Raw genomic sequence first — 25,584 nt, 5'->3', positions numbered from 1 at the left:
GCGGTGCAAATCACTCAAAAATCGGCTGGAAAATGGTGCAGTTCGTACCTTGGCGAAGGGCCAGTGCAAACCTAGCATGAACTCACTGCCTGAACAAAAAGAACAAGGAGGCACCGTGGCGCTCCATGTCCCTTTTTTTGGGTTTAGCGCAGTAGCAAGCAGGCCTGTTTCCTGATGCCCGTTGATCAAACGTCAACCCGCCTGCGCAACCGTTCCTTTCAATCTGGAGTGTTCTCAATGTCAACCTCTCGCGACTCCGCGCCAAGCCTGCCAGTTGTAACCCGCTCGACATCCGCGCAAGAAATTGCGCTGCTGAGCGACCAGGCAGGTGCCGTAATCATCCGCAACTTCATGACCCCTGAACAAGTCGTACGAATCAACAGCGAACTCGACGCCCCCCTGGCCGCGCTCGATGCCGGCTCCAGGCACGAGCACGCGCTGATCGCCGAGTTCCATGGCCATCAGACCAAACGGCTTACCAACCTCGTCACTCACAGCAAGACCTTTCGTGAGGAAATCCTCGATGACGACCTCTTTCACGAACTGGGGAACGTGCTTTACGCTCCGGAGTGCGGTGACTGGTGGCTGACCACGGCCCAGTTGATCGAGATCGGCCCAGGCAACAAAGCGCAAATGCTGCACCGTGACATGATGCAGTACCAACCGTTCGTGGCCATGAACAAACATGCGCCACGCGCCATCACCAACCTGATGCTGGCGCTGACCGATTTCACCGAGGAAAACGGCGCCACGCGCTTGATCCCCGGGAGCCAGGACTGGGATGACTTCTACGATGTCGGCACTCCGGAAATGACGATCCCCGCCCTGCTGAAAGCCGGGGATGCCATGCTGTTCGGCGGTAAAGTCGTTCACGGTGGCGGGGCCAACCTGACCACCGACTATTACCGTCGCGGGCTGACCATCCCGATGCAGGCTTCGATCATCACGCCTGAAGAAGCCTACCCGTTGATCGTGCCGCTCGAGCTGGTGCGCACGCTTTCTCCACGGGTTCAGAAGATCCTCGGTTTCCGCTCCCAATACCCCAATGGCAGCCCTGGCCTTTGGCAGCATAACTACGCAGACCTGGCGGATTACCTTCAGCTCTAGCGTCCAGCTTTGACTTGGCTGGGCCTGAGGGTGCCACGACCACCCAAACGCCCAGGCAAGGAAACAGGCCAGGCGTCGGTTTGCGATGCCTGGCCTCTGAGCGAGTGGCCGGCCCTTCACTCCTGGTAGGGCATTACCCCTCTGCGTGAAAACAAGACAGGTACGCCCTCGGCGTTGAACAAGGCCGCCGTCAGTGAAAGGCCATCAGCGGTCTGCGTTTCCTGAAAACTGCGCCCGGCATCGCTGCTCTGCACGCTCAGCCCATCCAGCCCGACCGCCAACACACGAGAGCCCGCTACCGCTACGCAAGTGACAGAGCCCTTGCTTTGCGTTGGCACTCTGCGAAAGCCCTTGCCGTCCGCTGAACCCTGCAACAGGGTGCCGCGCTGGCCACCCAGCAGCAGACGCCCATCGGCCAGTACCGCGCCAGACCACAGGGTGCCTTCGTAGCCGGTATCCAGGTAACGCCAGTTCTTCCCCTGGTCTTCGGAATGCAGCACCTGCCCATGCTCGGCCGTGGCGTACAGCGTGCCGCGGCTGTCGGCAAACAGCCCCATAAGGTTGAGGTCGGCCCGCTTGGCCCCGGGCGGCGCTTGTACCGCCTGCTCGGTCCACGTCTGGCCCCCATCCTCGGTAGTCAGCACCAACGACCAGAGCCCTACTGCCACACCCTGCCGGGCATTGAAGAAGTGCACCGCGAACAGTGGCCGGTCTTCTTCGGTGGCCAGGCGCTGGACCTGCCAGGACTCCCCGCCATCGGTAGTGGCCAGGATCGCGCCCCAGTGGCCAACCGCCCAGCCGCGTTTGGCATCCACGAAAGACACGCCCGTCAATGGAGTGGACAGCGGTACCAACCTCGCCTGGCGCCACTGCATGCCCTGATCGTCGGACAACAGCACGACACCGTGGTCGCCCACGGCCACCATGCGCGCCCCCGCCCAACCGGCGGCCAGCATGGTGGCCTGCGTGGCATTGCTCGCCTGTACGGCCGGCACGGCGTGCAACGGCGCGGCCTGAAGAGACATCAGCGGCACTGCTGCTGCGAGCCAGGCTGCGGTGAATGAAACCCTGAACTTCATGCTTCTCTCCTCAGTGCACCAGCGCGCCGATCATGCGCACGGGGCGCTTACGTGGGAATACCCGCTCCAGCCACACGGCGAAGGCCGGCAGCACAGTCATGGCCATGACCATGTTGACGATGAACATGAAGGCCAGCAGCTTGCCCATGTCGGCCTGGAACTTGAGTTCCGAGAAGGCCCAGGTGGCCACGCCCACGGCCAGGGTGATGGCGGTGAAAATAGTCGCGACACCCACTTCGAGCAGCGCGTATTCCACGGCTTTGGTGATCGACTGCCCATGGGCCAGGTGCAGTTGCAGACGGTTGTAGATGTAGAAGGCGTAATCGACGCCAATGCCCACCGCCAGCACCATCACCGGCAAGGTGGCGATGGTCAGTCCGATCTGCAGCTCCTTCATGAACCAGTAGCCAATGAAGGTGCCGATGGTCAGCGGAAGGCAACACACCAGGACTGCCCGCAAGTCGCGATACACCACGAACACCAGCAATGCGATGGCGGCATAGACATAAAGCAGCATGGGTGTTTCGCTTTTTTCCACTTCTTCGTTGATGGCTGCCAGCACCCCGGCGTTGCCCGAAGCGAGGCGCACCGAGATGCCTGGCAGGGGGTATTCGCTGCGCAGTGCCTTGGCGGCATCCACTACCCGGTTGATCGTGGTGGCTTTGTGATCGGCCAGGTACAGGTGCACTGCGGACATGCTGCAGTCGGTGCGCATGAGCCCGGGCGTGCGCGCAACCTCGGTAGCCAGGGCGGCGTAGTTCATCGGGTCAATGGGCACTGCCGCCATCTTCGGGTTGCCTTCGTTGTAGCCCTCATTGAACTGGCGCATGTTGCTGGAGAACGACGCGACCGAAAGGACGCCAGGCACCCCCTGCATGGCCCACACGAAGCGATCCTGATATTGGCCCAGGGCAACATCCTCGCAGGCCACCTGACTGTCTTCGCCAGAGGGGCCCTTGTTGACTTCGAACACTATGCTGAGCCAGTCCAGGCCAATGTCGTAGTTTCCGGCGATGGAGACCGCATCGCGATTGAAGCGGGCGTCCTCGCGCAACTCCGGCGCGCCCGCCTGCAGCGTGCCAACGACACGGTCATGGCTTTGCCAGATCGCCACCAGGAATACCACCAAGGCAACGCCGAGCACCCATTGTGCCCTGCGCGGCTCGGCGAGCCGGGCCATGCCACGCAGCCAGCGGGTCCGGCGCTGCCGGGAGGCTTCCTGGGCGGCCGCGTACTTGTCATCGACACTCAATAACGACGCCATCAACGGCAACATCACCAGGTTGGTGATGATCTTGTAGGCCACGCCAAGCGAGGCCGTGATCGCCAGCTCCCGCACCATCGGAATGGGGATCAACAGCAGCGTCACGAAGGAAACCAGCGCGGTCACCAGCGCCAGCGTCCCGGGAATCAGCAAACCCGTGAAGCTCGAACGCGCCGCCGCTTCGGCGCTCTTGCCGATGGCGATCTCGCGGACGATGAAGTTGATTTGCTGCACGCCATGGGACACCCCGATGGCGAATACCAGGAAGGGCACCAGCACCGCCAACGGGTCGAGCCCGTACCCCAACAGGCGCAGGCTGCCGAACTGCCACACCAGAGAGGCCAACGAACAGACCAGCGCCAGCAGCGTGAAGCGCAGTGAGTGGCAATACCAGTACACCGCCCCCGCCGTCAGCAGCAACGCCAGCAGACAGAACTCCAGCACGGCTGAAGCCCCGTCAGCAATATCACCGATCTGCTTGGCGAAACCGATGATCTGGATTTCGAAATCGCCATCCTCGAATTGCTGGCGGATCTCTTTCTCCAGCCTGTGGTTGAACGCCACATAGTCAAGGTGCGCGCCATTGGTGTCGTATTCGTTGAGTTCCACCGTGATCATCGCACTGCTCTGATCCCGGGAAACCAGCGTGCCGATGAAACCACCCTGGGCGGTGGAGCTGGCGATCGTCGCGATGACCTGGTCATCCAGGTGCTCGGGCGAAACCGTTCCTGGTACCAGTGGGTCAGCGCGAAAACCTTCTTCGGTGATTTCGTTGACGAAGGCATTGGGCGTCCACAACGAACGCACGCTGCTGCGCGAAACACCCGGGAGGAAGGTCACCGCCTGGGTGACGTCATACAGCCGCTTCAGGCCTGGGGCGCTCCAGATATCGCCCTGTCGGGCCTTGACCACGAGGGTCAGCCGGTTCGCTCCCAGCAGGTCGTTGCGGTAGGCCTCGAATGTCTTGATGTATTCGTGGCCTACCGGCAATTGCTTTTCAAAGCCTGCATCCATGCGCAGTTGCACGGCGAACCAGCCCATGATCAGCGTGAACACCGCCAGGCTCGCCAGCACCAGGCGACGATGCCTGAACAACACACCCTCGACACGTGACAGCAGGCCAGGTGCCGGAGCTTCGGATAACTTTACAGAACCGTTCACGGCGGGCCTCACAAGGTGCGGGAAATCGCGATGCCGACATAGTCGCGGTCACGATAAAGCTGGTCGTAGGGCGTGTCGCCGCCCATGAACTTCGCGTAGTTGAGGGAGATCTGCCAACTGGCCGGGTTTCGCACGAAGTTCAGATACAGGTTCATGCTGCTCGCGTCTTCGGTGAAGGTCGCACTCAGATTCGGCGTCCTGCCCCCCAGCGAGCGCGAATAGAAGACACCTGGCGTGACCTGCCAGCCCGGCAGCAAGGTGCCGTCATAGGTCAGGCTGAAGTCCAGGTTGATGCCAGAGGACGTCTTGTCGCCACGGGGCTTGGGCGCTGTCGCAGGGTCCAGCTGCCAGGTATTGAGCCCCGCAGCGAGTGGCTCGCCATTGACCTCGTCATGCAGCCCTGGGTATTTGATGACCACCAGCTCGGACAGCAAGGTGCCCGTGCTGGCCCCGGTGAAGTCGAGCAGCGTCGGGGAGTTGGAAGGCGTGAAGCTGTAAAGCCCGGTGAGGTGCCACTGCAATTTCTTCTCGTCCTTCCAGCATTTGCCGCCATTGCTGGAGCACAGGTCGATGACCGGGTTGAGCATGACCGAATCCTTAGGCCGGTACGACAGCTCCGTACCGACGGCCCAGTCACCGATCGGCATGTTGGCACTGATGCCATACATCATTCGGTCTTCTTGGTATTCCCAGGTGGGGGCAGCGGCGAAGGTGTCGGGGTCAAGAATGGCAACACGCAACGACGGCAACTTGTCGTGATAACGCATCACGTAGAAGCCGTAGTTGATGTCGCTGTCCTCCGGTTGCCAGCGCAGCGAAAGGCCCCACTGGCCGCTGTCGCGGGCGTCCTTCTCGGAGAACCCGTAGTCTCCCCTGCCCTCACCCAGCGCGTTGTTGGTGGACCAGTAGCTGCCCACCGGCGGCAACTCGCTCTTGTTCCAGCGGAACTGATAGTAGGCCTCGACATTCACGCCCGACCCCAGGCCCGAGGCGACACTGAGCATCGGCGCCGGCAGCACGGCCTCCTTGAGCTGCACGCCGGGGCGCGCCAAGGCCTGGTAGTCGTAGGCGTTGGTGTTGTTGATGCCACCGGCCACGAACAGGCTTTCGCCCCAGTTGATCACCTGGTTGCCCAGGCGCGCGCGGACCCGCTGCCCGCCCATGTCGAAGCCTTTGCTCACCCACAGGTCCAGCAGGCGGGCCTTGAAGGCGAGGTCGTTGCGGGCGTCGTCACTCAGCCCGTTGCTGCCGACGCTCTCTGGGGTGTTGAACGACAGCGTGCCGGTGGTATCGGTGGCAGCGAAGTCGCGGATCCAGGTCCCGCGCGCCATGAAGGTGAAGTCCTCGGGCATCTTCAGCAACAGCTCATGGGTGCCCTTGAGGTAGTTGGTGAACATGTCGCCGCGGTCGTAGTTCAGGTCGCCCTGGTCCGCCACGCCGGAGCTCTGCGCCAGGCAGCCGGAGGGCACGTTGTGCCCGGTCGGCCCCTGGTTGATCAGGTTGCAGGCCCGCGACTCGGTACGCAGGCCCATGCCTGCGGTGATCGTGGAGTCGAAGGAGCCATTGAGGGTTTCGGTTTCAAATGTGAACCCCACTGCCAGTGGGGTTGCGCACACGATCACAAGGCCTGACGCTTTCGTAATTATTTTTTTCATGTGGGCTCTCGATCTGGCGTCGGTTTAGCGCTCGCTGATGGCTCGCAGATTGTCGGAGGTGAAGAAGTCGCGTTTCAGGCGAGGGTTGCCGCTGTCTTCGGTGAGCCAGCGAATATCGTTCTTGCCCGCGCCGATCGAGGTCATGTCGAACAGGTAACGATGATCGGCCAGGTTGTACTGGACCTGGGCCTGCACGTCGCACGCGCCGGTCTCGTAGACGGGGATCGAGAACCCTTCACGCACCTTCCAGATCTGTCCCTGCTTGTCATAGTCAACGGCCAGCAACGGGTTCCAACTGTCCTCGTCGATGTAGAACAGGCGCTTGGGCGCCTGGTGGCGCATGCCCTGACGAACATTGGCCTCGACGACCCAGACACGATGCAGTTCGTAGCGGCGCGACTGCGGCGCGATGGAATCGTCGCCGGCGAAGCTTTCCACCTTGGCTGCGGTGTCATAGGCGCCAAAGGCGTTGTACGGCACCAGGAGTTCCTGCTTGCCGATCAGTTTCCAATCGAAACGGTCCATGGCCCCGAAGAACACGTTCGCCTCATCGACGGTGTACTGGTTGTCCAGCCCGATCTGCGGAGCGTCATAGGAATACGACGGCATGCGCCTGACCCGACGCTGGCCGGGGAAATAGTAAAAGGTACTGGCCTGCTCGCCGGCGATAGTTGTCTGCACCCCAGCCTGGCCGGCCAGCGCCGCTGGCTCCCGGTAACTGGAGAACGTGGCGTTTTCCAAGCGGCCAATGGACGAAAAAAGCGCACTGCCTTTCTTTCCCCAAGGCGTATAGAAAAAGGTGTCCGATGACTGACGTAACCACTCCCCGCCCTTGCGCGGCGAAATGCCTGAAATGCTTTTGGGAATTTCGACACCAAGGCCGCGATACCGCATCTTCATGTTCCACATCACCTCTGCGCCGGTACTGGGCAGAGGGAACGGGATGCCTGGCACATGGGCGTCCTCGAGGGCAACGCCGGTGGAGTCGAGCTTGGCGAATCCAATGTTCTGCCGCGTGTTATCCGCCACGAAGTCCGGCACTCCACAGGTGCGGCGGGTCGGATAGACCTCCATGCGGTAGCCTGGAATCTGCTTGAACAGTTCGAGCTGGCCGGGGGACAGCTTGCTCGCATACTGCGCCACGCTGTTCGAGTCGATGCTGTAGAGGGGTTTGTCATCCTTGAACTTCCAGTGGTCCCCCCGCACCTGGCCATAGCTCCAGCCCCCCCCTTGCGGCCCCGGGGCAGTCCAGGCCGGAATATCCCCGCTTGAACTTGCGGCCACCTCACCGCCCAGTGGCGTGAGCTTCGAACCCAGCTCCCCGGCCCCCTGGGGTGCGGCCTGTACCGAGCAAATCGCGGTCGATACCGCGAGGGTAACTAGCAGCTGCCTGAAAATACAGCGGGCGGACATGTCGTCTTTCTGCCCTGTAAATACTTCTTTCATTGGAGGCTCCTCGAACAAAGGGCCTGGACCGGCTACCCGACCATCCACATGGAAATGGGCACCTATCGCAAGCTGATCATTTGACATGATCAATTGACCATGTCAAATGATCAGAAAGCAATCCACATGCCAGAAGTCTCTTGGTATGATTAAGTTAAATAAATCAGGTATTTAGTCGTAAGTGGCGATCTATGTTCATCAGATGCCTGCACCTTAATGGGAAGTAAAGAAACATGTGTTACCAGTGCATGCCCAATCATGATGAACTGCGTAGTTATACTCACCCGTCACAAGCCGCCATCTTTATTGCATCAGCCTTAATCTTTCCATTCGCAACCCAAGCATGGAAATTAATAATTTAGCCATAAAAAAACCGCCCCTGAAGGCGGTAAAGAAGCGGGCCGATGGCCCGACATGGAGTTACTTCGAATCAAGGAATTGGCGGCACAACAGCGCACCTGCGCCGCTCAATTTAACGAACATTGAGTAACGCCTCAACTGAGGTACTTCTAGAACGCTGAAGTGCACCATAGGCATAAAACGATTGCACAATCGAGTACGACCAAGTCAAGAAAGCAAAGGTCATGAATACCATCTTTGAATCGTCACCCGGAATCGGAAAGAAGTCATACCGGAATGCTATCGTTAGCCCCGCCACACCGCCCAAGGTGGTAGCCAGCGCATGCAGAAGCTCTCTGGCACGAACCAGCCGCCAGATGAAATAGGCCAGGTACGCTGTATAAGCCAGCCACATCACTATATAAAAATAAGGCAGGAATAGCTTGAATGAACTCGACATGAAGTAAATGGCTGCAAGCGCAAAGCCAGCCAGGAACAACACAATGTCATTCACCGGGGAAGGCTTGTAGTCGTGCGTTACCGCCATCAAGCCAAGCGTTGCAATAACAGGAATTCCAACGCCCCGGGAAAAAGCATCGAGGAATATGGCAACGTTATAATTTGCCAGCCAGCCCGTAACGATGAAGATCGCGAAATTCGTCGCGGATATCCCGACAATCAAAAATTCTCCGCCGAGCAGATAATTTCTTCGCCCGATGAATGCCGCTCCATAATACAGACCACAGATGATCAGCAATATACATGAGCCCAGGATACTCACTTCTATAAGTTCCACGAGAACAGCCTCTCTCAATCTGAGGATCGACATCACACTGCACGTCGAAATCGGCAGCCAATCAGACGGCTATTGCAAACCCGATCAGCGGGGAAATACGGACTGAATTATTTGACCTGCACCGGTAACTAAAGTTATCCGAGCAGGTCATGGCCGCGATTAGTTGACCAGGGCCCTCAGGTCGCTGTCGATTTTATTCAGCGTTTCCTGAGAAATAAACCCACCAGAATATTTCGCCGCCGTCACTAAGGCAAAGCCACGGGCCATGCCAATTTGTGGGTGTTTACCGATACCGGGCAGGTGCTTTTCAAGGATCTGGCTCGTAGTGCTGTTATCCAGCAGCTCGCCAACTTTCGAGTCGATTGAGAACGCCATGGTGTTATCTCCTTGGTTGCGCCCCAAAGGGCAGAAATTCAATACGCAGCAGGCTGTGCGAACTCAGAATCTCAGAAGCCTTTTCCAGGCTCGGAAAAAGCAGGCATGCCCAAGAGCTCTTGTGGGTCACGCATCTGGCCATCAATTTCCACCCAGCCCAGCAGCGTGGAGCTCACACTCCAGCCCAGCAGGCGTTGCATTTCTGCGGGGAGCTGGCGAACCCGTTCAACGGGAATGGAAAGGAAGTGATTTTCTTCGAGGCGCAAGATAGCCAAGTCGTAGGCCATGGTCAGACCCGTACGAGGAGACGCTGTGGTATTGGCGCCACCGCCGTGATAGAGCGACCCCAGCCACAACAGCGCAGAGCCTGCTTTCATCTCGGCGGCGATGGTTTCTTCCTGAGTCGGCCCGCGCTCGTCATCCCATTGATGACTGCCCGGAATAACACGCGTGGCACCGTTCTCTTCGGTGAAGTCCGAGATGGCCAGCATGATCTGCAGGCGGGCCTCGCGCCCGAACTGGGGATGTCGCCACAACGAGGTGGCATCGTCGCGGTGCAGGGGTTGGAGGCCTTGGCCCGGGCCGATCTGAATGGCCTGGGTAATGCTGAGTTGAATGTCAGGCGCCATCTCGATGCGGTCGCTGCCCACCCAGACATGGGTCGGTGTCTGCAGGATCTGCCTGGCCGCCCCGATGAACAACGGGTTTAGTGCCACCTCCACCGCCGTATCGCTTCGCCCGATGATGCGACCGATACGACGGGTCTGCGTGCCTGCGAAATAGGGGTCTTCTCCGCAGGGCGTGACATTCAAGTAGGTGTCCAGCTCTTCGGTGAGGCACTTGAGCGTCTCTGGCGAGACGAAGTCGGCAATGATGACCCCGCCGTCACGCCGAATGATTTCCACCACCTGTTCGACCGGCGCATTACTGCTGACCGTCGAGAGTTTTCGTGTATCCATCTGCCTTCTACCTGTCCGGTTGTTTATTGTTCTACCCAGCGAGCTCGGGCAACCGCCTCGTCCCACCGGCGCAACCACCACAGCAACCTCTTATGCCGCTGCCGAAGCCCGTAATTATCTGTTCGGCGTTGCCATGATTATCGAATATAGTCATTTGATCAAGTCATTTGATCTGGTTTTTTAGCGCCTCGCCTCGGTCTCGGTGAGATAGGCACTCAGCATCTGCCTCTGGGCAATGGCCACATACCGATAGCAAGACCGCAGACGCAAAGGGGTGCATCGACCATCTCATGGATTGGGCCATGACTTTGCGATAGCATTCGTCACCGCCGACGCCGGACCCGGCGGTTGGCGCAAGGCCAAAAGGGGAGAACGCTGAATGGCTCGGATAGGCGCGGAAGAACGCAGACAGGATTTCATTGAAGCGACCATCAAGGTGATCGCAGAACACGGCATAGCCAACGCCACGACGCGGCGCATCGCGGCAGCGGCAGATTCGCCACTGGCCTCGCTGCATTACGTTTTTCACACCAAGGAAGACTTGTTCTATGCGGTCTACGAGTCCTTGATCAACATGCCGCAGCAATCGCTGCAGGCTCCGGCAAACACTCTCCCCGCCGAATCGGTAGGGGAAATGCTGCGCCAGTTGGTCAAGTGGTTCATCGCACACCCCGAACGGGCCATAACCCAGTTCGAGCTGTTCTTCTGGAACCTGCGCCATGACCCGGAAATGGCAGCGAAGATCTATACCGTTTCCATCGAAGCAACCCAACAGGCCATCCAGAAGGCGACCGGCGATGCGCTGGATCAGGCCGCACTCACCACAGTCAGTCGGCTGCTCATCAACCTTTTCGATGGTTTGCTTCTCTCCTGGACCGCCCACGGCAACCTCGAACGCCTGGAGGCTGAGACAGAAACGGCCTGCCAGGCAGTTAAGCTGCTGGTCGCCAGCTACTAAGATGTCATTCAGATTGCCGTGGTCCGGTGTGACACGGCAATCCGGTATCCATAGGGTCTGACAGACAAACGGACTGTCGCCTCTTGCCACAGAAACCCACATATCGCCCCGTCATAACGACGCCAAAATCTGCAGTCGCCCGACGCGCAATCCCCCCTTATCCAATCCCACCAGGTTCAAATCGTCCCAAAAAAATGCCTTCGCGATGCATTTTGCACCTTGCCCTGGGGAATCTGTCGCCCCATCATGGTCAAATGATCAAGTCAAAAGATCAGCCTCTATAACACAATAATAGGAAGCCCTATGTCCTCGCACACTGCTCTTCCGGTTGAGCCACTCGATATATTGATCATGGGAGCCGGTGTGTCTGGCATCGGTGCGGCCGCCTATCTGCGGCGCCATCAGCCTCACAAGACCTTCACGATTCTCGAGTCTCGTGAGCGAATGGGCGGCACCTGGGACCTGTTCCGCTATCCCGGCATCCGCTCGGACTCCGACCTGTACACCTTCGGCTTCGACTTCAAGCCCTGGACCAAGGCGAAATCCCTGGCGGACGCCGCAGACATTCTCGAGTACCTGCGTGAAGCGATCGACGAGCATGAGCTGGAGTCCTTGATCCAGTACAAGCAGAAAGTCATCTCAGCGAACTGGCAAACGGACAAGGGCTTGTGGGCGGTGCGGGTGGAGGACGGTTACCTGGGGCAGGCCCGCACAATCGAATGTCGCTGGCTGTTCAGCGCGGGCGGATACTACAGGTACGACCAAGGATTCAGCCCCCGCTTCGAGGGAGCCGAACAGTTCAAGGGGCAGATCGTTCATCCGCAACACTGGCCAGAGAACCTGGATTACACGGGCAAACGTGTTGTAGTGATCGGCAGCGGCGCGACGGCAGTGACCCTGATTCCAGCGATGGCGGACAAAGTCGCCAGCATCACCATGCTGCAGCGTACGCCCTCCTACATCATCAACCAACCAGCCAATGATGCGGTTGCGGCGTTTCTGCGCAAGGTCCTGCCCGAGCAAACCGCTTACTCTCTGACACGCTACAAGAACGCCAGGATCACCCTGGCCTTCTGGGCCTTCTGCCAGCGCTTCCCCAAGCTTTCCCGCAAACTGCTGCTATGGCTGACGCGCAAGGAGCTGCCGAAAGGCTACCCGGTCGACGTCCATTTCAATCCGCCCTACAACCCTTGGGACCAGCGCTTGTGCACGGTACCTGAAGGCGACCTGTTCAAGGCGATCAGCGCGGGCAAGGCCGACATCGTCACCGACCATATCGAGCGGTTCACCGAATCCGGCCTGTTGCTGAAATCCGGCAAGGCGTTGGAAGCTGACATCGTAATTACCGCCACCGGGCTGAATGTGCAGATGTTCGGGGGGGTCAGTCTGTACAAGGACGATAAGCCAGTGGTGCTGAGCGACACTCTCGCCTACAAAGGAACCATGCTCTCCGGTGTACCCAACTTCGCGTTCGCGGTGGGCTACACCAACTCCTCCTGGACCCTGAAAGTGTGCCTGCTGTGCGATCACTTCTGTCGCTTGCTGGGTTTCATGGACAACCACGGCTACAACGTCTGCGAACCCCAGGCGCCAGATGGGATCGAGACCCGCCCTCTGCTGGATTTTGGTGCCGGCTATGTGCAGCGCGCCTTGGACAGCATACCGCGCCAGGGGCCGAGCGAGCCCTGGGTGATGTCGATGGATTACTTCCGCGATACCAAACTCCTGCGCCGAGGTGCTGTAGCTGACAAGTGCCTCGCGTTCTCCTCCGTACCCAGCGCACCCTTGCGTGCGAACGTCGAGCTGCAGCAACAGGGTAGCCGCGGATGAGCCCCGATCGCTTCTGCGAACTGCCCGGCGAGCGCCCTCTTTGCTATCGCAGCCACGGGTCCGAAACGGCGCCAGCGGTCATACTCATCGTCGGCCTGGGGCTGCAATTGACCTACTGGCCGCAACCGATCATCGCCGGCCTGGTCGAGCGGGGGTTTCGCGTCATCACGCTGGACAACCGCGACTCGGGCCGGTCGTTCTTCACCGACGTAGTCCCTCCCACGGCCATGCAGCAGTTCTTGCGCAAGCGCACCCCCGGCTATGACCTGGGTGACATGGCCAACGACGTGATCGGGCTCATGAACGGCCTGAACCTGGCAACGGCGCACGTGGTGGGCATGTCGATGGGCGGCATGATCGCCCAGACCCTCGCTGCCCGTTACCCCGAGCGTATCAGGTCGCTCACCTCGATCTTCTCGACCACCGGATCGCTGCGCGTCGGCCAGCCGGCGTTGAAATCCATTCGGCAGCTGCTGCGCCGCCCACCGCGCAGCGAGCAGGAAAGCGTTCGCGACTACCTGGACATCATGCGCCTGATCGGCTCGACCCTGGAGTGGAATGAACCCGCCTTCCGTGACTATGCCCTGTCGGCGTGGGAGCGAGGCGGTGGCGAGGCCGGCAACGTCGGTACGGCCAGGCAGATCGGCGCGATCATCAATTCCGGCGATCGCACCCAGGAACTGCAACGGATTCGTTGCCGCACCCTGGTCATCCATGGCGATGAAGATCTCATGGTCGCGACCAGCGGCGGGTACGCCACGGCCGCAGCTATCCGTGGTTCCAGTTTGGTGCTGCTGCCCGGGATGGGGCACGACTTCCCGCCTTGCCTGTCCGGCACGCTGCTGTCCTTGCTGGCAGGACACATGCTGTAGCGCGATCACCCTTTCAGGGGCGTGCAGCTTGGCCGCCCCTCTTTTTACCCCCCCAAGGAGGCCTTTGACGACAGGTTCAAGCAAAACCCAGAACAACAAAATGCTGGCTTGTGCGAAACGCCAGGCCACACATCACCCGCTTGAGCTGTTATCCACGGCCTGGCGCAAGTGCTCCTCTACTGCCCTTTCAACAATGACAACAATTGAGCAAGAGGTACGTATGGACTTCAAGTTTTTACTCCCCAGCAAAGTCGTGATGGAACCTGGTCTGCGCGAGCGCACCGGCGAACACCTGCACTCACTTGGCCTGGCCCGCGTGCTCGTCGTGACCGATCCTGGGGTCAAGGCGGCGGGCCTGCTGGACAGCGTCTACGCCAGCCTGGAGAAGGCAGGCATCGCCTTCGAGGAAGTGTCTGACATCAAGGCCAATCCGCGCAGCGAGGACGTCAATCAGATCGCGCAGCGATATCGCGGCAAAGGTATCGATGGCTTGCTAGCCGTAGGCGGGGGCAGTGCCATGGATGCAGCCAAGGCCATCAGCCTGCTGCTCAGCCATGAGGGTCGGATCGAGGACTACGAAGGTTCGTTCACGCTCACCCATGCCATCCCGCCTATCGTTGCCATTCCGACCACGGCTGGCACCGGCAGCGAAGTAACCTGCTTCTCGGTGATCACCGATACCGCCCGTCATTACAAGATGAGCGTGCACGATTACCGGCTCGGGCCAGTGCTGGCATTGCTTGACTCTCATATCCTCGACACGCTGCCCGCGTCGATTGCCGCCGCAACCGGCATGGATGCCCTGACCCACGCCATCGAAGCCTACACCGGCCGCGTGTCGAACCCCATCAGCGACGGCCTGGCGCTGCATGCCATCCGCCTGATCAGCCAACACCTCAAGCCCGCCGTGCTGGAACCCGGCAACCTGCACGCCCGCGAGCAGATGCTGGTGGCCAGCCTGATCGCCGGCATGGCCTTCGGTAATGCAGACGTCGGCAGCGTGCACTGCATTTCCGAAGCCATTGGTGGCATGTACGACACGCCACACGGCGTGGGCAACGCGATCTTCTTGCCCTTCGTGTTCGGCCATAACCGCGACGCCGACATCATTCGCCACGCGCAGGTCGCCTACGCACTGGGCATCGACCCCAACCTCTCGCCGGCCGAGGCCGCCGAGGCCGCCGTCGGCTACCTGTTCCAGATGAGCAAGGACCTGGGCATCCCCCGCTTCGCCGAGGTGAAAGGCGTGCGCGAGGAAGACTTCCTGAGCATCGCTGAAAAATCGAAGAAGAACTTCTCCGATGGCAGCAATGCGAAGGAGATGACCGTGGAAACCTACCGTGAAATCGTCGCCACTGCTTACCACTTCGTAGCGTGAGGGCTGTCAGTCATGAGCGAATCAACCCCCAGCGCTTCGCTGAAGCGCACCTTGGGCCCGTTTTCGGTCCTGCTGTTCGGCCTGGCGTTCCTCGCCCCGTTGATCGTCTTCGGCACCTATGGCGTGATCTCGCAGGCCAGTGGCAACACCACGGCGATGGCCTACCTGATCGCGGCGACCGGCGTGGTGTTCACGGCGTTGAGCTATGGCCGGCTGGTCAGGGTGTTCCCGGTGGCCGGTTCGGCCTACACCTATACCCGCAAGATGCTCAGCGCCAACCTCGGCTTCATGGTGGGCTGGGCCGCCCTGCTCGATTACTTCTTCATTCCGATGCTGATCTGGCTGCTTGGCGCCAGCTATCTCAACATGGCCTTTCCAGATGTGCCGCAGTGGGTGTGGATTACCGGTTTCATCGTCTCTACCTCGCTGCTGAATGTGCTGGGCATCCAGGTCGCCAACCGCTTCAACCTGCTGTTGATGGGCGCGCAACTGGCGATCATCGTGGTGTTTATCGGCCTGTGCGTGCATTACATCGTGGCTGCCAACGGCCCTGGAGGACTGCTGTCGGCCAAGCCGTTCTTCAACCAGGATGTGCCCTTTGCCACCAGCATGGCCGGCGCCGCCATTGCTGCTTACTCGTTCCTGGGCTTCGACGCACTGTCCACGCTCAGCGAGGAAACCCGTGACCCAGGCCGCACGCTGCCCCGCGCGATCCTGATGGTCGCGCTGATCGGCGGTTCGGTCTATGTCGGCTCCTCGTACTTCATGTACCTGGCGCACCCCTCCCCCACGTTCGAGCTGGTGGACGGCGCTGCCTTCGAGATTGCCCGCATGATCGGTGGCGACCTGTTCTTCGCCGTGGTCCTGGCGGGGATCATCATCGCCCACTTCGCCGCGGGCATGTCGTTCCAGGCCAGCGTGGGCCGGCTGCTGTACGCCCTCGGCCGGGACAACCAACTGCCGCGCAAGCTGTTCGGTGCATTGCACCCTCGCTACAGGACGCCGACCTTCAACATCCTGCTCTGTGGCATTTTCGGCACCGCGGGTTTTGGCCTGACGATCGCCACCGCGACGTCCCTGGTCAATTTCGGCGCTTTTCTAGCCTTCACCGCCGTCAACCTCTGCGCGCTGCGGCTCACCTTCGATGCACGCGTCAAGGACGGGGCTGGCCTGCTGCGCGGCGTGCTCTTCCCACTCATCGGCCTGGTCACGGCCGGCTGGATGCTGGCCAGCCTGGATAAAGACGCACTGATCATGGGCTGTATCTGGCTCGCCCTGGGCACGGTTTACCTCGCCTGCCGGACCAGTTTCTTCCGCAACCCGGTGCCTGACGCGCTGGCGTAGCGGCCACCTGCCAATCGAATGTCCTGACAACAACCACAAGGCAAGGCCCCGGCCTTGCAGTTCAATGGCGAGAATCGACATGCAAACCAAACTCCTGATCAACGGTGCCCTGGTGGCCGGCGAAGGCGAAAACCTCGACGTGTACAACCCGTCCCTTGGCAGCGTCCTGGTACAGACCACCGAAGCCAGCCGCGCCCAGGTCCACGCCGCGGTGCAAAGCGCCGATGCGGCCTTCGACGCCTGGTCGCAAACGCCGCCCAAGGACCGCGCGGCACTGCTGCTCAAGCTCGCTGACAGCATCGACGCCCAGGCGCCGGTGTTCGCCCGCCTGGAGGCGGACAACTGCGGCAAGCCGTTCACCGCCGTGCTGCAGGACGAACTGCCTGCCGTATCCGACGTATTCCGCTTCTTTGCCGGCGCCGTGCGCTGCCTTCAGGGCTCGGCGGCGGGCGAGTACATCCCGGGCCACACCTCGATGATCCGCCGCGACCCGGTGGGCGTGGTCGCCTCCATCGCCCCGTGGAACTACCCCCTGCTGATGGCGGCCTGGAAACTGGGCCCGGCCTTGGCCGGCGGCAACACCGTCGTGCTCAAGCCGTCGGAACACACGCCGATGAGCACCTTGAAACTGGGCGAGCTGCTCGCCGACATCTTCCCCGCCGGCGTGGTCAACATCGTCCACGGCCGCGGCGCCTCGGTGGGTGAACCGCTGACCAGCCACGCCCAAGTGCGCATGGTGTCGCTGACCGGCTCCGTGCGCACCGGCAGCCGCATCATCGAAGGCACCGCCGACAGCGTCAAACGCATGCACATGGAGCTCGGTGGCAAGGCGCCGGTGTTGATCTTCGACGATGCCGACATCGATGCAGCCGTCGAAGGCATCCGCGCCTTCGGCTTCTACAACGCCGGCCAGGACTGCACCGCCGCGTGCCGCCTCTATGTGCAGAAGGCGGTGTACCCGAAATTCGTGCGCAAGCTCGGTGAAGCCGTATCCAGCATCAAGTGCGGGCTACAGGATGACCCGGCGACCGAGATGGGCCCGCTGATCACCCAGGAGCACCTGGAACGCGTGGAGGGCTTCGTGAACCGTGCCAAGGAGCTGCCTCATATCGAGGTGGTCACCGGCGGCAAGCGCGCTGCGGGTGGCGGTTTCTTCTTCGAGCCGACGGTCCTGGCCGGCACCACGCAGGAGGACGAGGTGGTGTGCCGGGAAATCTTCGGCCCGGTGGTGACGGTTTCGCAATTCGAAGACGAAGCCCAGGCACTGGCATGGGCCAACGAATCGGACTACGGCCTGGCTTCATCGGTGTGGACCGCCGATGTCGGTCGCGCCCATCGCCTGGCCGCTCGCCTGCAGTACGGCTGCACCTGGGTCAACACCCACTTCATGCTGGTGAGCGAAATGCCCCATGGCGGGGTGAAGCTTTCCGGCTACGGCAAGGACCTGTCCATGTACGGGCTGGAAGACTACACCGTGGTTCGCCACGTGATGTTCAAACACTGACCGCCCACGCCCCCCGATAGCCCAGATCATTTTTTTCAAGAGGTTTGCATGAACAACATCGAGACATTCGAAAGGCTCGAGTCCAATGTGCGGATGTACTGCCGTGACCTGCCACTGGTGTTCGATACCGCCCAAGGCAGCAAGATCCGAGGTGAAGACGGCCGCGAGTATCTGGACTTCTTCGCTGGCGCGGGTGCCCTGAACTATGGCCACAACGACCCCCGCATGCGCGATGCCTTGATCGCGTACCTGTCGTCCAACGGCGTGACCCACGCCCTCGACCTGCACACCACCACCAAACGCCAGTTCCTCGAGGCGATCGAGCGCGACCTGTTCAAGCCACGCGGCTGGGACTACAAGGTGCAGTTCACCGGCCCGACCGGTGCCGACGCCGTCGAGGCGGCGTTGAAGCTGGCGCGCAAGGCGACCGGGCGTACCAAGGTCGTATCGTTCTACGGGGCATACCATGGCATGACCGCCGGCGCCCTGGCCGTCACTGGTAACCGCACCCGCCGCGGCCCTGGGCTTTCCACCGATGTAGTGTTCGTGCCGTACGAAGACAGTCCCTACGGTGAATTCGACAGCATTGGCTTTCTCGAGCGCCTGGCCAACGACCAGGGCAGCGGCTCGGAGCTGCCGGCGGCGGTGATCGTCGAGTCCGTGCAGATCCAGGCCGGCGTCTACCCGGCTTCCAACGAATGGCTGCAACGCTTGCGCAAGTGGACCACCGATCACGGCGTGCTGCTCATCTGCGACGAGATCCAGGCCGGTTGCGGCCGCACCGGCGACTTCTTCGGGTTCGAGCGTTCCGGGGTGGTGCCAGACCTGATCACCTGCGCCAAATCGATCGGCGGCTTCGGCCTGCCGATGGCGATCGTATTGATTCGCGCCGGGCTGGATGTGTGGCAACCTGGCGATCACATCGGCACCTTCCGCGGCAACCAACTGGCGTTCCTGACGGCCCAGATCGCGCTCGGCTATTGGCGCGATGAGTCGTTCCTGAAGTTGCTGGCCACCAACTGCGCGGCCATGGAACGCGCAGTCGCCGGTTTCGCTGAAACCCCTGGCGTCGCATCCGCCCGCTGTCGCGGCATGATCGCTGGCATCGACTTCGGCCGCGGCAACGTCGCGTTCGCCAAGGATGCCCAGCAGCGCGTGCTGCAGGCGGGTGTGCTGGTCGACCGCTGCGGCCCGAACGGCGAAATCATCAAGCTGATGCCACCGGTGAACACCCCGACCGATCAGCTCGAAGAAGGCCTGCAAGCCTTCGGCGAATCGGTCGCGGCAGCGCTGAGCCAGTAACTGCACGGGCCTGCCGTGCGGCCTTTATCGATACAGGTGCCGCACGCAGGTTCATCGCATGCAGTCGACAACCCGGCCATCGCAGGTTGAGTGGCTATGTGTTCAAACTGGGCTACGGCGACCAGGACATCGCAGCCATAACCCAGTCATTCGCCCACGACAAAGCGCCCGGGCCTAGTGATACTGGCCTTTCGGATCGAACCTGAAGACAACAACAATAATAATCGCTGGAGGATCATATGCGCCGATTTGGTTTTCTATTGGCCGTGCTGACGCTGGCCATTTTCCTGAATGCCCTGCTTGCCCCCAGGCCTTCTCTCGTCAACCGAGCGGCGGCGCAGCACATAGGGCACCCGATCACCAGCATCGGCGAAATTTTCAGGGGGTATTAACGAGGTATCACCTGGCCGCTGGCACGCATCCGCCAGCGGCCGCGGGTGATCAATGATCGACCGCACCGCTGGCGCCAAGGCCGGTCTGACCCCTTACGAACTGGTCGGCGAACGCCGCCCTTTCCGCCTTGGCTCGCGCAGACCGGTCCAGCCGGGAAACGCCATACGCCACTGCAAACGCCAGCGGCATGGAGAACAGCGCAGGCTGAGTATAGGGGAACAGCGGCTCGGCAAAGTGCAACACATCCACCCACACCAGCCTGGAAAACACCACGAAGCCAATGGCGCTGACCAACCCCGCGTAGCCACCAGCCAACGCGCCGCGCGTGGTCAACCCCGACCAGAACATCGACAGGAACAGCACCGGAAAGTTGGCCGACGCGGCGATGCCGAACGCCAGCGCGACCATGAAGGCCACGTTGATGTTTTCGAACACGATGCCCAGAGCTATCGCCACCAACCCAAGCCCCAGGGTGGCCAGCTTGGTCACCCGCAGCTCCTGCGCCTCGCTGGCCGCGCCCTTCATGATCACCCGCGCATACAGGTCATGGGCGATGGCGGAAGCTCCCGCAAGCGCCAGGCCTGACACCACGGCCAGGATGGTAGCGAAGGTCACGGCAGACAAAAAACCCAGCAGCAAGTTGCCGCCAACCGCCTGAGCCAAGTGCATGACCACCATGTTGCCCCCGCCCAGCAGCTTGCCACCCACCTGCCCGCCTTCGAAGAACTGCGGCTGCTGGCTGACGATCACGATCGACGCCAGGCCCAGCAGGAAAATGACATTGAAGAAATAGCCGATGAACCCGGTGGCATAGAGCACCGACTTGCGCGCCTCGCGGGCATCGCTGACGGTGAAAAAACGCATCAGGATATGCGGCAGCCCGGCGGTGCCGAACACCAGCCCCAGGCTCAGCGACAGCGCGGTCAATGGGTCGGCCAGCAGGCTGCCGGGCGCCAGCAGGCGCTCGCCCAGGGCATGGGTGTCCATGGCCTGGGTGACCAGCGTGTCATAGCTGAAGTCGAACTGGCGCATCGCCAGGAACAGCACCAGCGAGCCGCCGACCAGCAGCAGGAACGCCTTGATGATCTGCACCCAGGTGGTCGCCACCATGCCGCCGAAGGTGACATACAGCATCATCAGCACGCCGACGATCACCAGGGCGATGTGGTAGTCCAGGCCAAACAGCAGCCTGATCAGCTGCCCGGCCCCGACCATCTGCGCCACCAGGTAAAAGCACACCACGGTCAGCGAGCCGATGGCGGCCATGGTGCGCACCTTGCCCTGGTCGAGGCGGTACGAGGTGATGTCGGCGAAAGTGAAGCGGCCCAGGTTGCGCAACCGCTCGGTCATCAACAGCAGCAACACCGGCCAGCCCGCGAAGAAGGCGATGAGGTAGATGTAGCCATCCATGCCGGAGGTGTAGATGAGCGCCGTAATCCCCAGCAGCGTCGAGGCGGACATGTAGTCACCGGCCAGCGCCAGGCCGTTCTGCCAGCCCAGGATGCCGCCACCGGCGCTGTAGAAATCCGCCGTCGAGCGGGTGCGCCGCGCTGCCCACCAGGTGATGCACAAGGTGAAGAGCACGAACACCATGAACATGCCTATCGCATGCAGGTTGAGCGGCTGACGCTGGCCCGCCTCGAGCGCAGGCGATGCAAACAGAAGGCCGGAGTGCAGCAACAAAGCCAGAAGCAGTATTTTCTTCATGCGCCCTGCTCCTCTTCCAGCCCGGCAACCAGCGCCTGCGTCAAGCGGTCGAACTCGCCATTGGCCCGGTACACATAGAACGCCGACAGCGCACAGAAGAACACGAACAGGAAAGCGCCGGCCGCGACGCCGAAGGTCATGTTCGACCCCTCGGCCAGGCGCGTGGCGATCAGCTCGGGCCAGAACGATACCAACGCGATGTAGCCATAGAATGTGCCCAGGATCAGCACGAACAGGCTGAGGGTAAAACGGTTTCTGCGCGTCACCAGTTGCTGGAACCGGGCGCTGGCGCGAACACGCGCGTATAACAGGCTGGACATGGGACACCTCGATCAATGTACTTGTTGTTATGGGGTGTGCAGGTGTTGCAGCTCAATCAGTGCTCGGCGTCGGCGGTCTGCGCCTCCTGTTGCCGGGCCCACTCGCGCAGGACGAACTTCTGGATCTTGCCGGTGGCGGTCTTGGGCAGCTCCGTGAGCGACACATGTCGCGGCGCCTTGAAATGCGCCAGGCGCTCACGGCACCAGCGGATCAGGTCGCCTTCGCTGACAGTGGCCAGCGCATCGGCGCGCAGGGTGACGAACGCATGGGGTGTCTCGCCCCAGCGCGAATCCGGGCGCGCCACCACCGCGGCCTCGACCACCTCGGGGTGCTGGTAGAGCACCTCCTCGATTTCCAGCGAACTGATGTTCTCGCCACCGGAAATGATGATGTCCTTGGCCCGATCCTTGATTTCCACGTAACCGTCCGGGTGCAGCACCGCCAGGTCGCCGGTGTGCAGCCAACCGGCGGCCAGGGCGCTGCGGGTGGCCTCAGGGTTGTCCAGGTAGCCTTTCATCACCGTGTTGCCACGCACCACCAGCTCGCCCAGCGTCAGGCCGTCGGCCGGCACCGGGTGGCCGCTGTCGAGATCCAGCACCGTGGCCTCTTCAAGCATCGGGTGGGCAACGCCTTGGCGGCTCATGAACCGGGCGCGGGCCTCCAGGGGCAGTTCGTCGACGCCCGGCTGCCACAGGCACAGAGTGCTGGGGCCGTAACTCTCGGTCATGCCGTAGGCATGGGTGATGCTGAACCCGCGGGCCTCCATGGCGGCGATCACCGCACTGGGCGGCGCGGCGCCGCCAGTGATCACCGAAACCGGCCCGCCAGGCGCGCCGGCATGTTCGGCGTGGATCAGCATCGACATCACCACTGGCGCGGCGCTCAAGTGGGTCACACCATGCACGGCAATCGCCGCGTGGATCGCTTGAGGCTGGACCTTGCGCAGGCACACATGGGTGCCACCGGACAAGGTCACTGCCCAGGTGTGGCTCCAGCCGTTGCAGTGGAACATCGGCAAAGTCCACAGGTAAACACTGCGCGGACCCAGCTGAAAAACCAGCGCCCCGGCGCAGGCGTTGAGGTAGGCGCCACGGTGATGCAGCACCACGCCCTTTGGGTCGCCGGTGGTGCCGGAGGTGTAGTTGATGGCAATCGATTGCCATTCGTTCTGCGGCGCGCTCAGCGGCCTTGCCGGATCGCCCTGGGCCAGGAACGCCTCGTAGTCCAGGTCGTCGGCCAGTTCGCCCTGCTCGGCCGCTTCATCCTCGATGCCTACCAGCAGTGGCGGTGTGTCGAGCATGGCCAGTGCCTGTTGCACCACCGGGCCGAACTCGCGGTCGCAGATCAGCACCTTGGCCGCGCAGTGGCGCAGGATGAAAGCGATGCTGCGCGCCTCCAGGCGGATATTGATGCACACCAGCACGGCCCCCGCTCCCGGCACGCCATAGTGCGCCTCGAGCATCTCGGGGATGTTCGGCGCCAGTATCGCCACCCGCTCGCCTGGCTGTACGCCGACTCGCTCCAGCGCACTGGCCAGGGCGCGGCTGCGCTGGTGCAACTGCTGGTAGCTGTAACGCCGCTCGCCATACACCACGGCGTCGCGCTGCGGGTAAACCTGGGCGGCGCGCTTGAGGAACGACAAGGGTGAAAGCGGCACATGGTTGGCTTCGTTGGGGGCGAGTTCATGCTCGAAGGTTGGGTGAATCATGACGGGCACCCCGTTGACACGTTATTCAGGCATTGAAGGTACATATAGGTCTCCTGCTTATTGTTGTTCTTGCGCCAGGCGCTGATCCGCCCCAGGTCACAGGCTGCTGCACAGATGCCCGCCGTCGACCACGATCTCGGCGCCACTCATGGCCCGCCCGGCATCGCTGGCGAGCAGCAGCAAGGCGCCGTCGAGGTCCTGCGGCTGGCTGAAGCGGCGGCTGGGAATGCGTGCGCGCAGCTTCTCCCCGGCCTCACCTGCCAGGAACGCATCGTTGAGCTCGGTCATCACGTAGCCCGGCGCCAGGGCGTTTACCCGGATGCCATGGCGCGCCAGCTCCAGGGCCATGGCGCGGGTCAGGTGAGCAAGCCCGGCCTTGGCCGCCAGATAAGGGCCGACCGCACCGGCCACGCGGCTGGCGAGGATCGAGGTCACGTTGATCAGGCTGCCGCCCTGCTCTGCGGCGACCATCCGCCTGGCGCACTCCTGGGCCACGGTCCAGGCGCCCTTGAGGTTGGTGTCGAGCACCCGGTCCCAGCTCTGGTCGTCGCAGGCCAGCAATGGCTGGCTGTCGCTCACCCCAGCGTTGTTGACCAGCACATTCAGCGGGCCCGCGGCGTCGAGCACCCGGCATACGTCATCGCGGCAGGTCACATCGAGGGCCAAGGCCTGGGCGCGACCACCGGCCAGTTCGATCGCCTCGACCAGGCTCTGCAGCGGCGCCAGGCGCCTGGCGGTCACCACCACCTCGGCACCTGCCGCCGCCAGGGTCATGGCGAAGTGTCGGCCGAGGCCGCTGGAGGCACCGGTCACCAGGGCGCGCCGCCCATCGAGGGCGAACAGTCGGGCAAGAGTCGGCTGCATCAGTGGCCTCCCGGATGCTGGTCGAGGAGTTTCTTCGCCAGGCTCATGCGATGCACTTCGCTCGGGCCGTCATAGATGCGGAACGGGCGAATGTCGCGGAAGATCCGCTCCACCACGGTTTCCCCGGTCACCCCGCGCCCGCCCAGCACCTGCACGCAGCGATCGACCACCCGCCACAGCGCCTCGGCGCTGATCACCTTGGCCATGCTCGAATCGACATTGGCGCGCTGGCCCTGGTCGAGCACCCAGGCGCAGTGCCAGACCGCCAGGCGCACCACATGCAGGTCCATCATATTGTCGGCCAGCATGAAGCCCACGCCCTGGTGCTCGCCCAGCGGCTTGCCGAACGCATCGCGGGTGCGCGCATAGTCGCAGGCGATGTCATGGGCCCGTCGTGCGGCCCCGAGCCAGCGCATGCAGTGGGTCAGGCGCGCAGGCGCCAAGCGCACCTGGGCATAGCGGAAGCCCTTGCCGATCTCGCCCAGCACATCGCTGGCCGGCACCCGCAGGTTGTCGAAGCGCAGCTGCCCGTGGCCGCCGGTGAAGCAGCTGTCCAAGGTATCCAGCTGACGTTCGTGGATGATCCCGTCGCGCTGCATGTCGGTGAGGAACATGGTCGCCGAGCCATCCTCCATACGCGCCATGATGATGGCGAAGCCAGCGCCATCGGCCCCGGTGATCAACCATTTGCGGCCGTTGATCAGGTAGTCGTCGCCATCGCGGGTGGCGGTCGTGCGCAACATCGACGGATCGGAGCCCGAGCCCGGCGCCGGTTCGGTCATGGCAAAGCACGAACGCACGTGCCCCTGGACCAGAGGCCGCAACCAACGGTCCTTCTGTGCTTCGGTGGCCACCACGTCCATCAGGTGGATATTACCTTCGTCCGGGGCATGGATATTCAGCGCCACCGGCCCCAGGGGCGAGTAGCCGGCCTCTTCGAAGACAATGGCCTTGGCCGCATGGCTCAGGCCCTGCCCACCCATTTCACGGCTGGCGTGTGGCGTCATCAGGCCCGCTGCCTGGGCGCGGGCCTGCAGGTCCCTACGCAGCGCGTCGCTGGGGCCATGAGCGTCCTGGCGTGGGTCGTTTTCCAACGGGATGATTTGCTCGGTAATGAATGCACGGGTTCTGGCTTGCAGTTCAAGCAGTTCGTCTGAGAGCGCGAAATTCAATGGGTTTCCCTCTTCGTACTTGTCGGTTTTGAAACAGGGGCTTGCCGCGC

21 protein-coding genes are annotated in these 25,584 nt (G+C 61.9%); 9 read left to right on the top strand and 12 right to left on the bottom strand.

Going from position 1 to position 25,584, the window contains the following annotated elements:
• The first annotated feature begins 237 nt into the window (after positions 1-237).
• Positions 238-1,107 carry a phytanoyl-CoA dioxygenase family protein gene (locus BGP85_RS03585; RefSeq protein ID WP_103447643.1) on the top strand — a complete coding sequence of 290 codons (870 nt, stop codon included), beginning with the start codon at positions 238-240 and terminating at the stop codon, positions 1,105-1,107.
• Positions 1,108-1,223: 116 nt separating this feature from the next.
• Here BGP85_RS03585 and BGP85_RS03580 read toward each other — a convergent pair whose 3' ends face one another.
• The 7 genes from BGP85_RS03580 to BGP85_RS03550 form a co-directional block, all read right to left on the bottom strand.
• Positions 1,224-2,186, bottom strand: coding sequence for a WD40/YVTN/BNR-like repeat-containing protein (locus BGP85_RS03580; protein ID WP_103447644.1), 963 nt, complete (start codon positions 2,184-2,186; stop codon positions 1,224-1,226).
• 10 nt (positions 2,187-2,196) lie between these two features.
• A complete protein-coding gene (locus BGP85_RS03575) occupies positions 2,197-4,611 on the bottom strand; it encodes an efflux RND transporter permease subunit (RefSeq protein WP_103447645.1) in 2,415 nt (804 codons plus the stop codon).
• Between the two features lie 8 nt (positions 4,612-4,619).
• On the bottom strand, positions 4,620-6,266 hold the full coding sequence (locus BGP85_RS03570; RefSeq protein ID WP_308450947.1) for a DUF1302 domain-containing protein: 1,647 nt from the start codon (positions 6,264-6,266) through the stop codon (positions 4,620-4,622).
• A 24-nt stretch (positions 6,267-6,290) separates the two neighbouring features.
• Positions 6,291-7,679: a DUF1329 domain-containing protein gene (locus BGP85_RS03565; protein WP_374755309.1), complete on the bottom strand. Its 1,389-nt coding sequence runs from the start codon at positions 7,677-7,679 to the stop codon at positions 6,291-6,293.
• 505 nt (positions 7,680-8,184) lie between these two features.
• On the bottom strand, positions 8,185-8,880 hold the full coding sequence (locus tag BGP85_RS03560) for a hypothetical protein (RefSeq protein ID WP_258035864.1): 696 nt from the start codon (positions 8,878-8,880) through the stop codon (positions 8,185-8,187).
• A 126-nt stretch (positions 8,881-9,006) separates the two neighbouring features.
• Positions 9,007-9,222, bottom strand: coding sequence for a hypothetical protein (locus tag BGP85_RS03555; RefSeq protein WP_103447647.1), 216 nt, complete (start codon positions 9,220-9,222; stop codon positions 9,007-9,009).
• Positions 9,223-9,293: 71 nt separating this feature from the next.
• Positions 9,294-10,181 carry a phytanoyl-CoA dioxygenase family protein gene (locus tag BGP85_RS03550; RefSeq protein WP_103447648.1) on the bottom strand — a complete coding sequence of 296 codons (888 nt, stop codon included), beginning with the start codon at positions 10,179-10,181 and terminating at the stop codon, positions 9,294-9,296.
• Between the two features lie 379 nt (positions 10,182-10,560).
• Between BGP85_RS03550 and BGP85_RS03545 the strand changes: the two genes are divergently transcribed.
• The 8 genes from BGP85_RS03545 (at position 10,561) to BGP85_RS03510 (ending at position 19,761) form a co-directional block, all read left to right on the top strand.
• The gene (locus tag BGP85_RS03545) at positions 10,561-11,139 is read left to right on the top strand and encodes a TetR/AcrR family transcriptional regulator (protein ID WP_103447649.1); all 579 of its coding nucleotides are present in this window, start codon (positions 10,561-10,563) and stop codon (positions 11,137-11,139) included.
• 303 nt (positions 11,140-11,442) lie between these two features.
• Complete coding sequence (locus BGP85_RS03540; protein WP_103447650.1) at positions 11,443-12,969, top strand: flavin-containing monooxygenase; 1,527 nt, start codon at positions 11,443-11,445, stop codon at positions 12,967-12,969.
• A complete protein-coding gene (locus tag BGP85_RS03535) occupies positions 12,966-13,841 on the top strand; it encodes an alpha/beta fold hydrolase (protein WP_103447651.1) in 876 nt (291 codons plus the stop codon). The genes BGP85_RS03540 and BGP85_RS03535 overlap by 4 nt, the downstream gene beginning before the upstream one ends.
• Positions 13,842-14,061: 220 nt before the next feature.
• Positions 14,062-15,219 (top strand): iron-containing alcohol dehydrogenase, encoded by a 1,158-nt coding sequence (locus tag BGP85_RS03530; RefSeq protein ID WP_103447652.1) that lies wholly within the window; start codon positions 14,062-14,064, stop codon positions 15,217-15,219.
• Positions 15,220-15,231: 12 nt separating this feature from the next.
• The gene (locus BGP85_RS03525) at positions 15,232-16,563 is read left to right on the top strand and encodes an APC family permease (RefSeq protein ID WP_103447653.1); all 1,332 of its coding nucleotides are present in this window, start codon (positions 15,232-15,234) and stop codon (positions 16,561-16,563) included.
• A gap of 79 nt (positions 16,564-16,642) precedes the next feature.
• Positions 16,643-18,067, top strand: a complete 1,425-nt coding sequence (locus BGP85_RS03520) for a gamma-aminobutyraldehyde dehydrogenase (RefSeq protein ID WP_103447654.1) — start codon at positions 16,643-16,645, stop codon at positions 18,065-18,067.
• Positions 18,068-18,115: 48 nt separating this feature from the next.
• Complete coding sequence (locus BGP85_RS03515) at positions 18,116-19,369, top strand: aspartate aminotransferase family protein (protein WP_103447655.1); 1,254 nt, start codon at positions 18,116-18,118, stop codon at positions 19,367-19,369.
• Between the two features lie 239 nt (positions 19,370-19,608).
• Entirely contained in the window at positions 19,609-19,761 is a 153-nt protein-coding gene (locus BGP85_RS03510) for an amino acid permease (RefSeq protein ID WP_103447656.1), read from the top strand.
• 49 nt (positions 19,762-19,810) lie between these two features.
• Here BGP85_RS03510 and BGP85_RS03505 read toward each other — a convergent pair whose 3' ends face one another.
• From BGP85_RS03505 to BGP85_RS03485, 5 genes are all read right to left on the bottom strand, one after another.
• Positions 19,811-21,469 (bottom strand): cation acetate symporter, encoded by a 1,659-nt coding sequence (locus tag BGP85_RS03505; protein WP_103447657.1) that lies wholly within the window; start codon positions 21,467-21,469, stop codon positions 19,811-19,813.
• Entirely contained in the window at positions 21,466-21,789 is a 324-nt protein-coding gene (locus BGP85_RS03500; RefSeq protein ID WP_103447658.1) for a DUF485 domain-containing protein, read from the bottom strand. Before BGP85_RS03500 ends, BGP85_RS03505 begins: the two co-directional genes overlap by 4 nt.
• A 56-nt stretch (positions 21,790-21,845) precedes the next feature.
• Positions 21,846-23,498: an acyl-CoA synthetase gene (locus tag BGP85_RS03495; RefSeq protein WP_103447659.1), complete on the bottom strand. Its 1,653-nt coding sequence runs from the start codon at positions 23,496-23,498 to the stop codon at positions 21,846-21,848.
• Between the two features lie 96 nt (positions 23,499-23,594).
• Complete coding sequence (locus BGP85_RS03490; protein ID WP_103447660.1) at positions 23,595-24,362, bottom strand: SDR family NAD(P)-dependent oxidoreductase; 768 nt, start codon at positions 24,360-24,362, stop codon at positions 23,595-23,597.
• Entirely contained in the window at positions 24,362-25,534 is a 1,173-nt protein-coding gene (locus BGP85_RS03485) for an acyl-CoA dehydrogenase family protein (RefSeq protein WP_103447661.1), read from the bottom strand. Before BGP85_RS03485 ends, BGP85_RS03490 begins: the two co-directional genes overlap by 1 nt.
• Positions 25,535-25,584: the final 50 nt, after the last annotated feature.

Source organism: Pseudomonas putida (assembly GCF_002906855.1).
GTDB lineage: Bacteria > Pseudomonadota > Gammaproteobacteria > Pseudomonadales > Pseudomonadaceae > Aquipseudomonas > Aquipseudomonas putida_N.
Note: the sequence above shows the minus strand (reverse complement) of the source record. Positions and strands in the feature narration are given on the sequence as shown.

Excerpts from the sequence above, each read along its gene's own strand:
- BGP85_RS03545 (WP_103447649.1), top strand. The coding sequence starts at position 10,561 with ATGGCTCGGATAGGCGCGGAAGAACGCAGACAGGATTTCATTGAAGCG.
- BGP85_RS03560 (WP_258035864.1), bottom strand. The coding sequence starts at position 8,880 with ATGTCGATCCTCAGATTGAGAGAGGCTGTTCTCGTGGAACTTATAGAA.
- BGP85_RS03555 (WP_103447647.1), bottom strand. The coding sequence starts at position 9,222 with ATGGCGTTCTCAATCGACTCGAAAGTTGGCGAGCTGCTGGATAACAGC.
- BGP85_RS03530 (WP_103447652.1), top strand. The coding sequence starts at position 14,062 with ATGGACTTCAAGTTTTTACTCCCCAGCAAAGTCGTGATGGAACCTGGT.
- BGP85_RS03585 (WP_103447643.1), top strand. The coding sequence starts at position 238 with ATGTCAACCTCTCGCGACTCCGCGCCAAGCCTGCCAGTTGTAACCCGC.
- BGP85_RS03540 (WP_103447650.1), top strand. The coding sequence starts at position 11,443 with ATGTCCTCGCACACTGCTCTTCCGGTTGAGCCACTCGATATATTGATC.
- BGP85_RS03505 (WP_103447657.1), bottom strand. The coding sequence starts at position 21,469 with ATGAAGAAAATACTGCTTCTGGCTTTGTTGCTGCACTCCGGCCTTCTG.
- BGP85_RS03550 (WP_103447648.1), bottom strand. The coding sequence starts at position 10,181 with ATGGATACACGAAAACTCTCGACGGTCAGCAGTAATGCGCCGGTCGAA.
- BGP85_RS03520 (WP_103447654.1), top strand. The coding sequence starts at position 16,643 with ATGCAAACCAAACTCCTGATCAACGGTGCCCTGGTGGCCGGCGAAGGC.
- BGP85_RS03500 (WP_103447658.1), bottom strand. The coding sequence starts at position 21,789 with ATGTCCAGCCTGTTATACGCGCGTGTTCGCGCCAGCGCCCGGTTCCAG.
- BGP85_RS03510 (WP_103447656.1), top strand. The coding sequence starts at position 19,609 with ATGCGCCGATTTGGTTTTCTATTGGCCGTGCTGACGCTGGCCATTTTC.
- BGP85_RS03570 (WP_308450947.1), bottom strand. The coding sequence starts at position 6,266 with ATGAAAAAAATAATTACGAAAGCGTCAGGCCTTGTGATCGTGTGCGCA.
- BGP85_RS03525 (WP_103447653.1), top strand. The coding sequence starts at position 15,232 with ATGAGCGAATCAACCCCCAGCGCTTCGCTGAAGCGCACCTTGGGCCCG.
- BGP85_RS03580 (WP_103447644.1), bottom strand. The coding sequence starts at position 2,186 with ATGAAGTTCAGGGTTTCATTCACCGCAGCCTGGCTCGCAGCAGCAGTG.
- BGP85_RS03490 (WP_103447660.1), bottom strand. The coding sequence starts at position 24,362 with ATGCAGCCGACTCTTGCCCGACTGTTCGCCCTCGATGGGCGGCGCGCC.
- BGP85_RS03565 (WP_374755309.1), bottom strand. The coding sequence starts at position 7,679 with ATGTCCGCCCGCTGTATTTTCAGGCAGCTGCTAGTTACCCTCGCGGTA.
- BGP85_RS03515 (WP_103447655.1), top strand. The coding sequence starts at position 18,116 with ATGAACAACATCGAGACATTCGAAAGGCTCGAGTCCAATGTGCGGATG.
- BGP85_RS03535 (WP_103447651.1), top strand. The coding sequence starts at position 12,966 with ATGAGCCCCGATCGCTTCTGCGAACTGCCCGGCGAGCGCCCTCTTTGC.
- BGP85_RS03495 (WP_103447659.1), bottom strand. The coding sequence starts at position 23,498 with ATGATTCACCCAACCTTCGAGCATGAACTCGCCCCCAACGAAGCCAAC.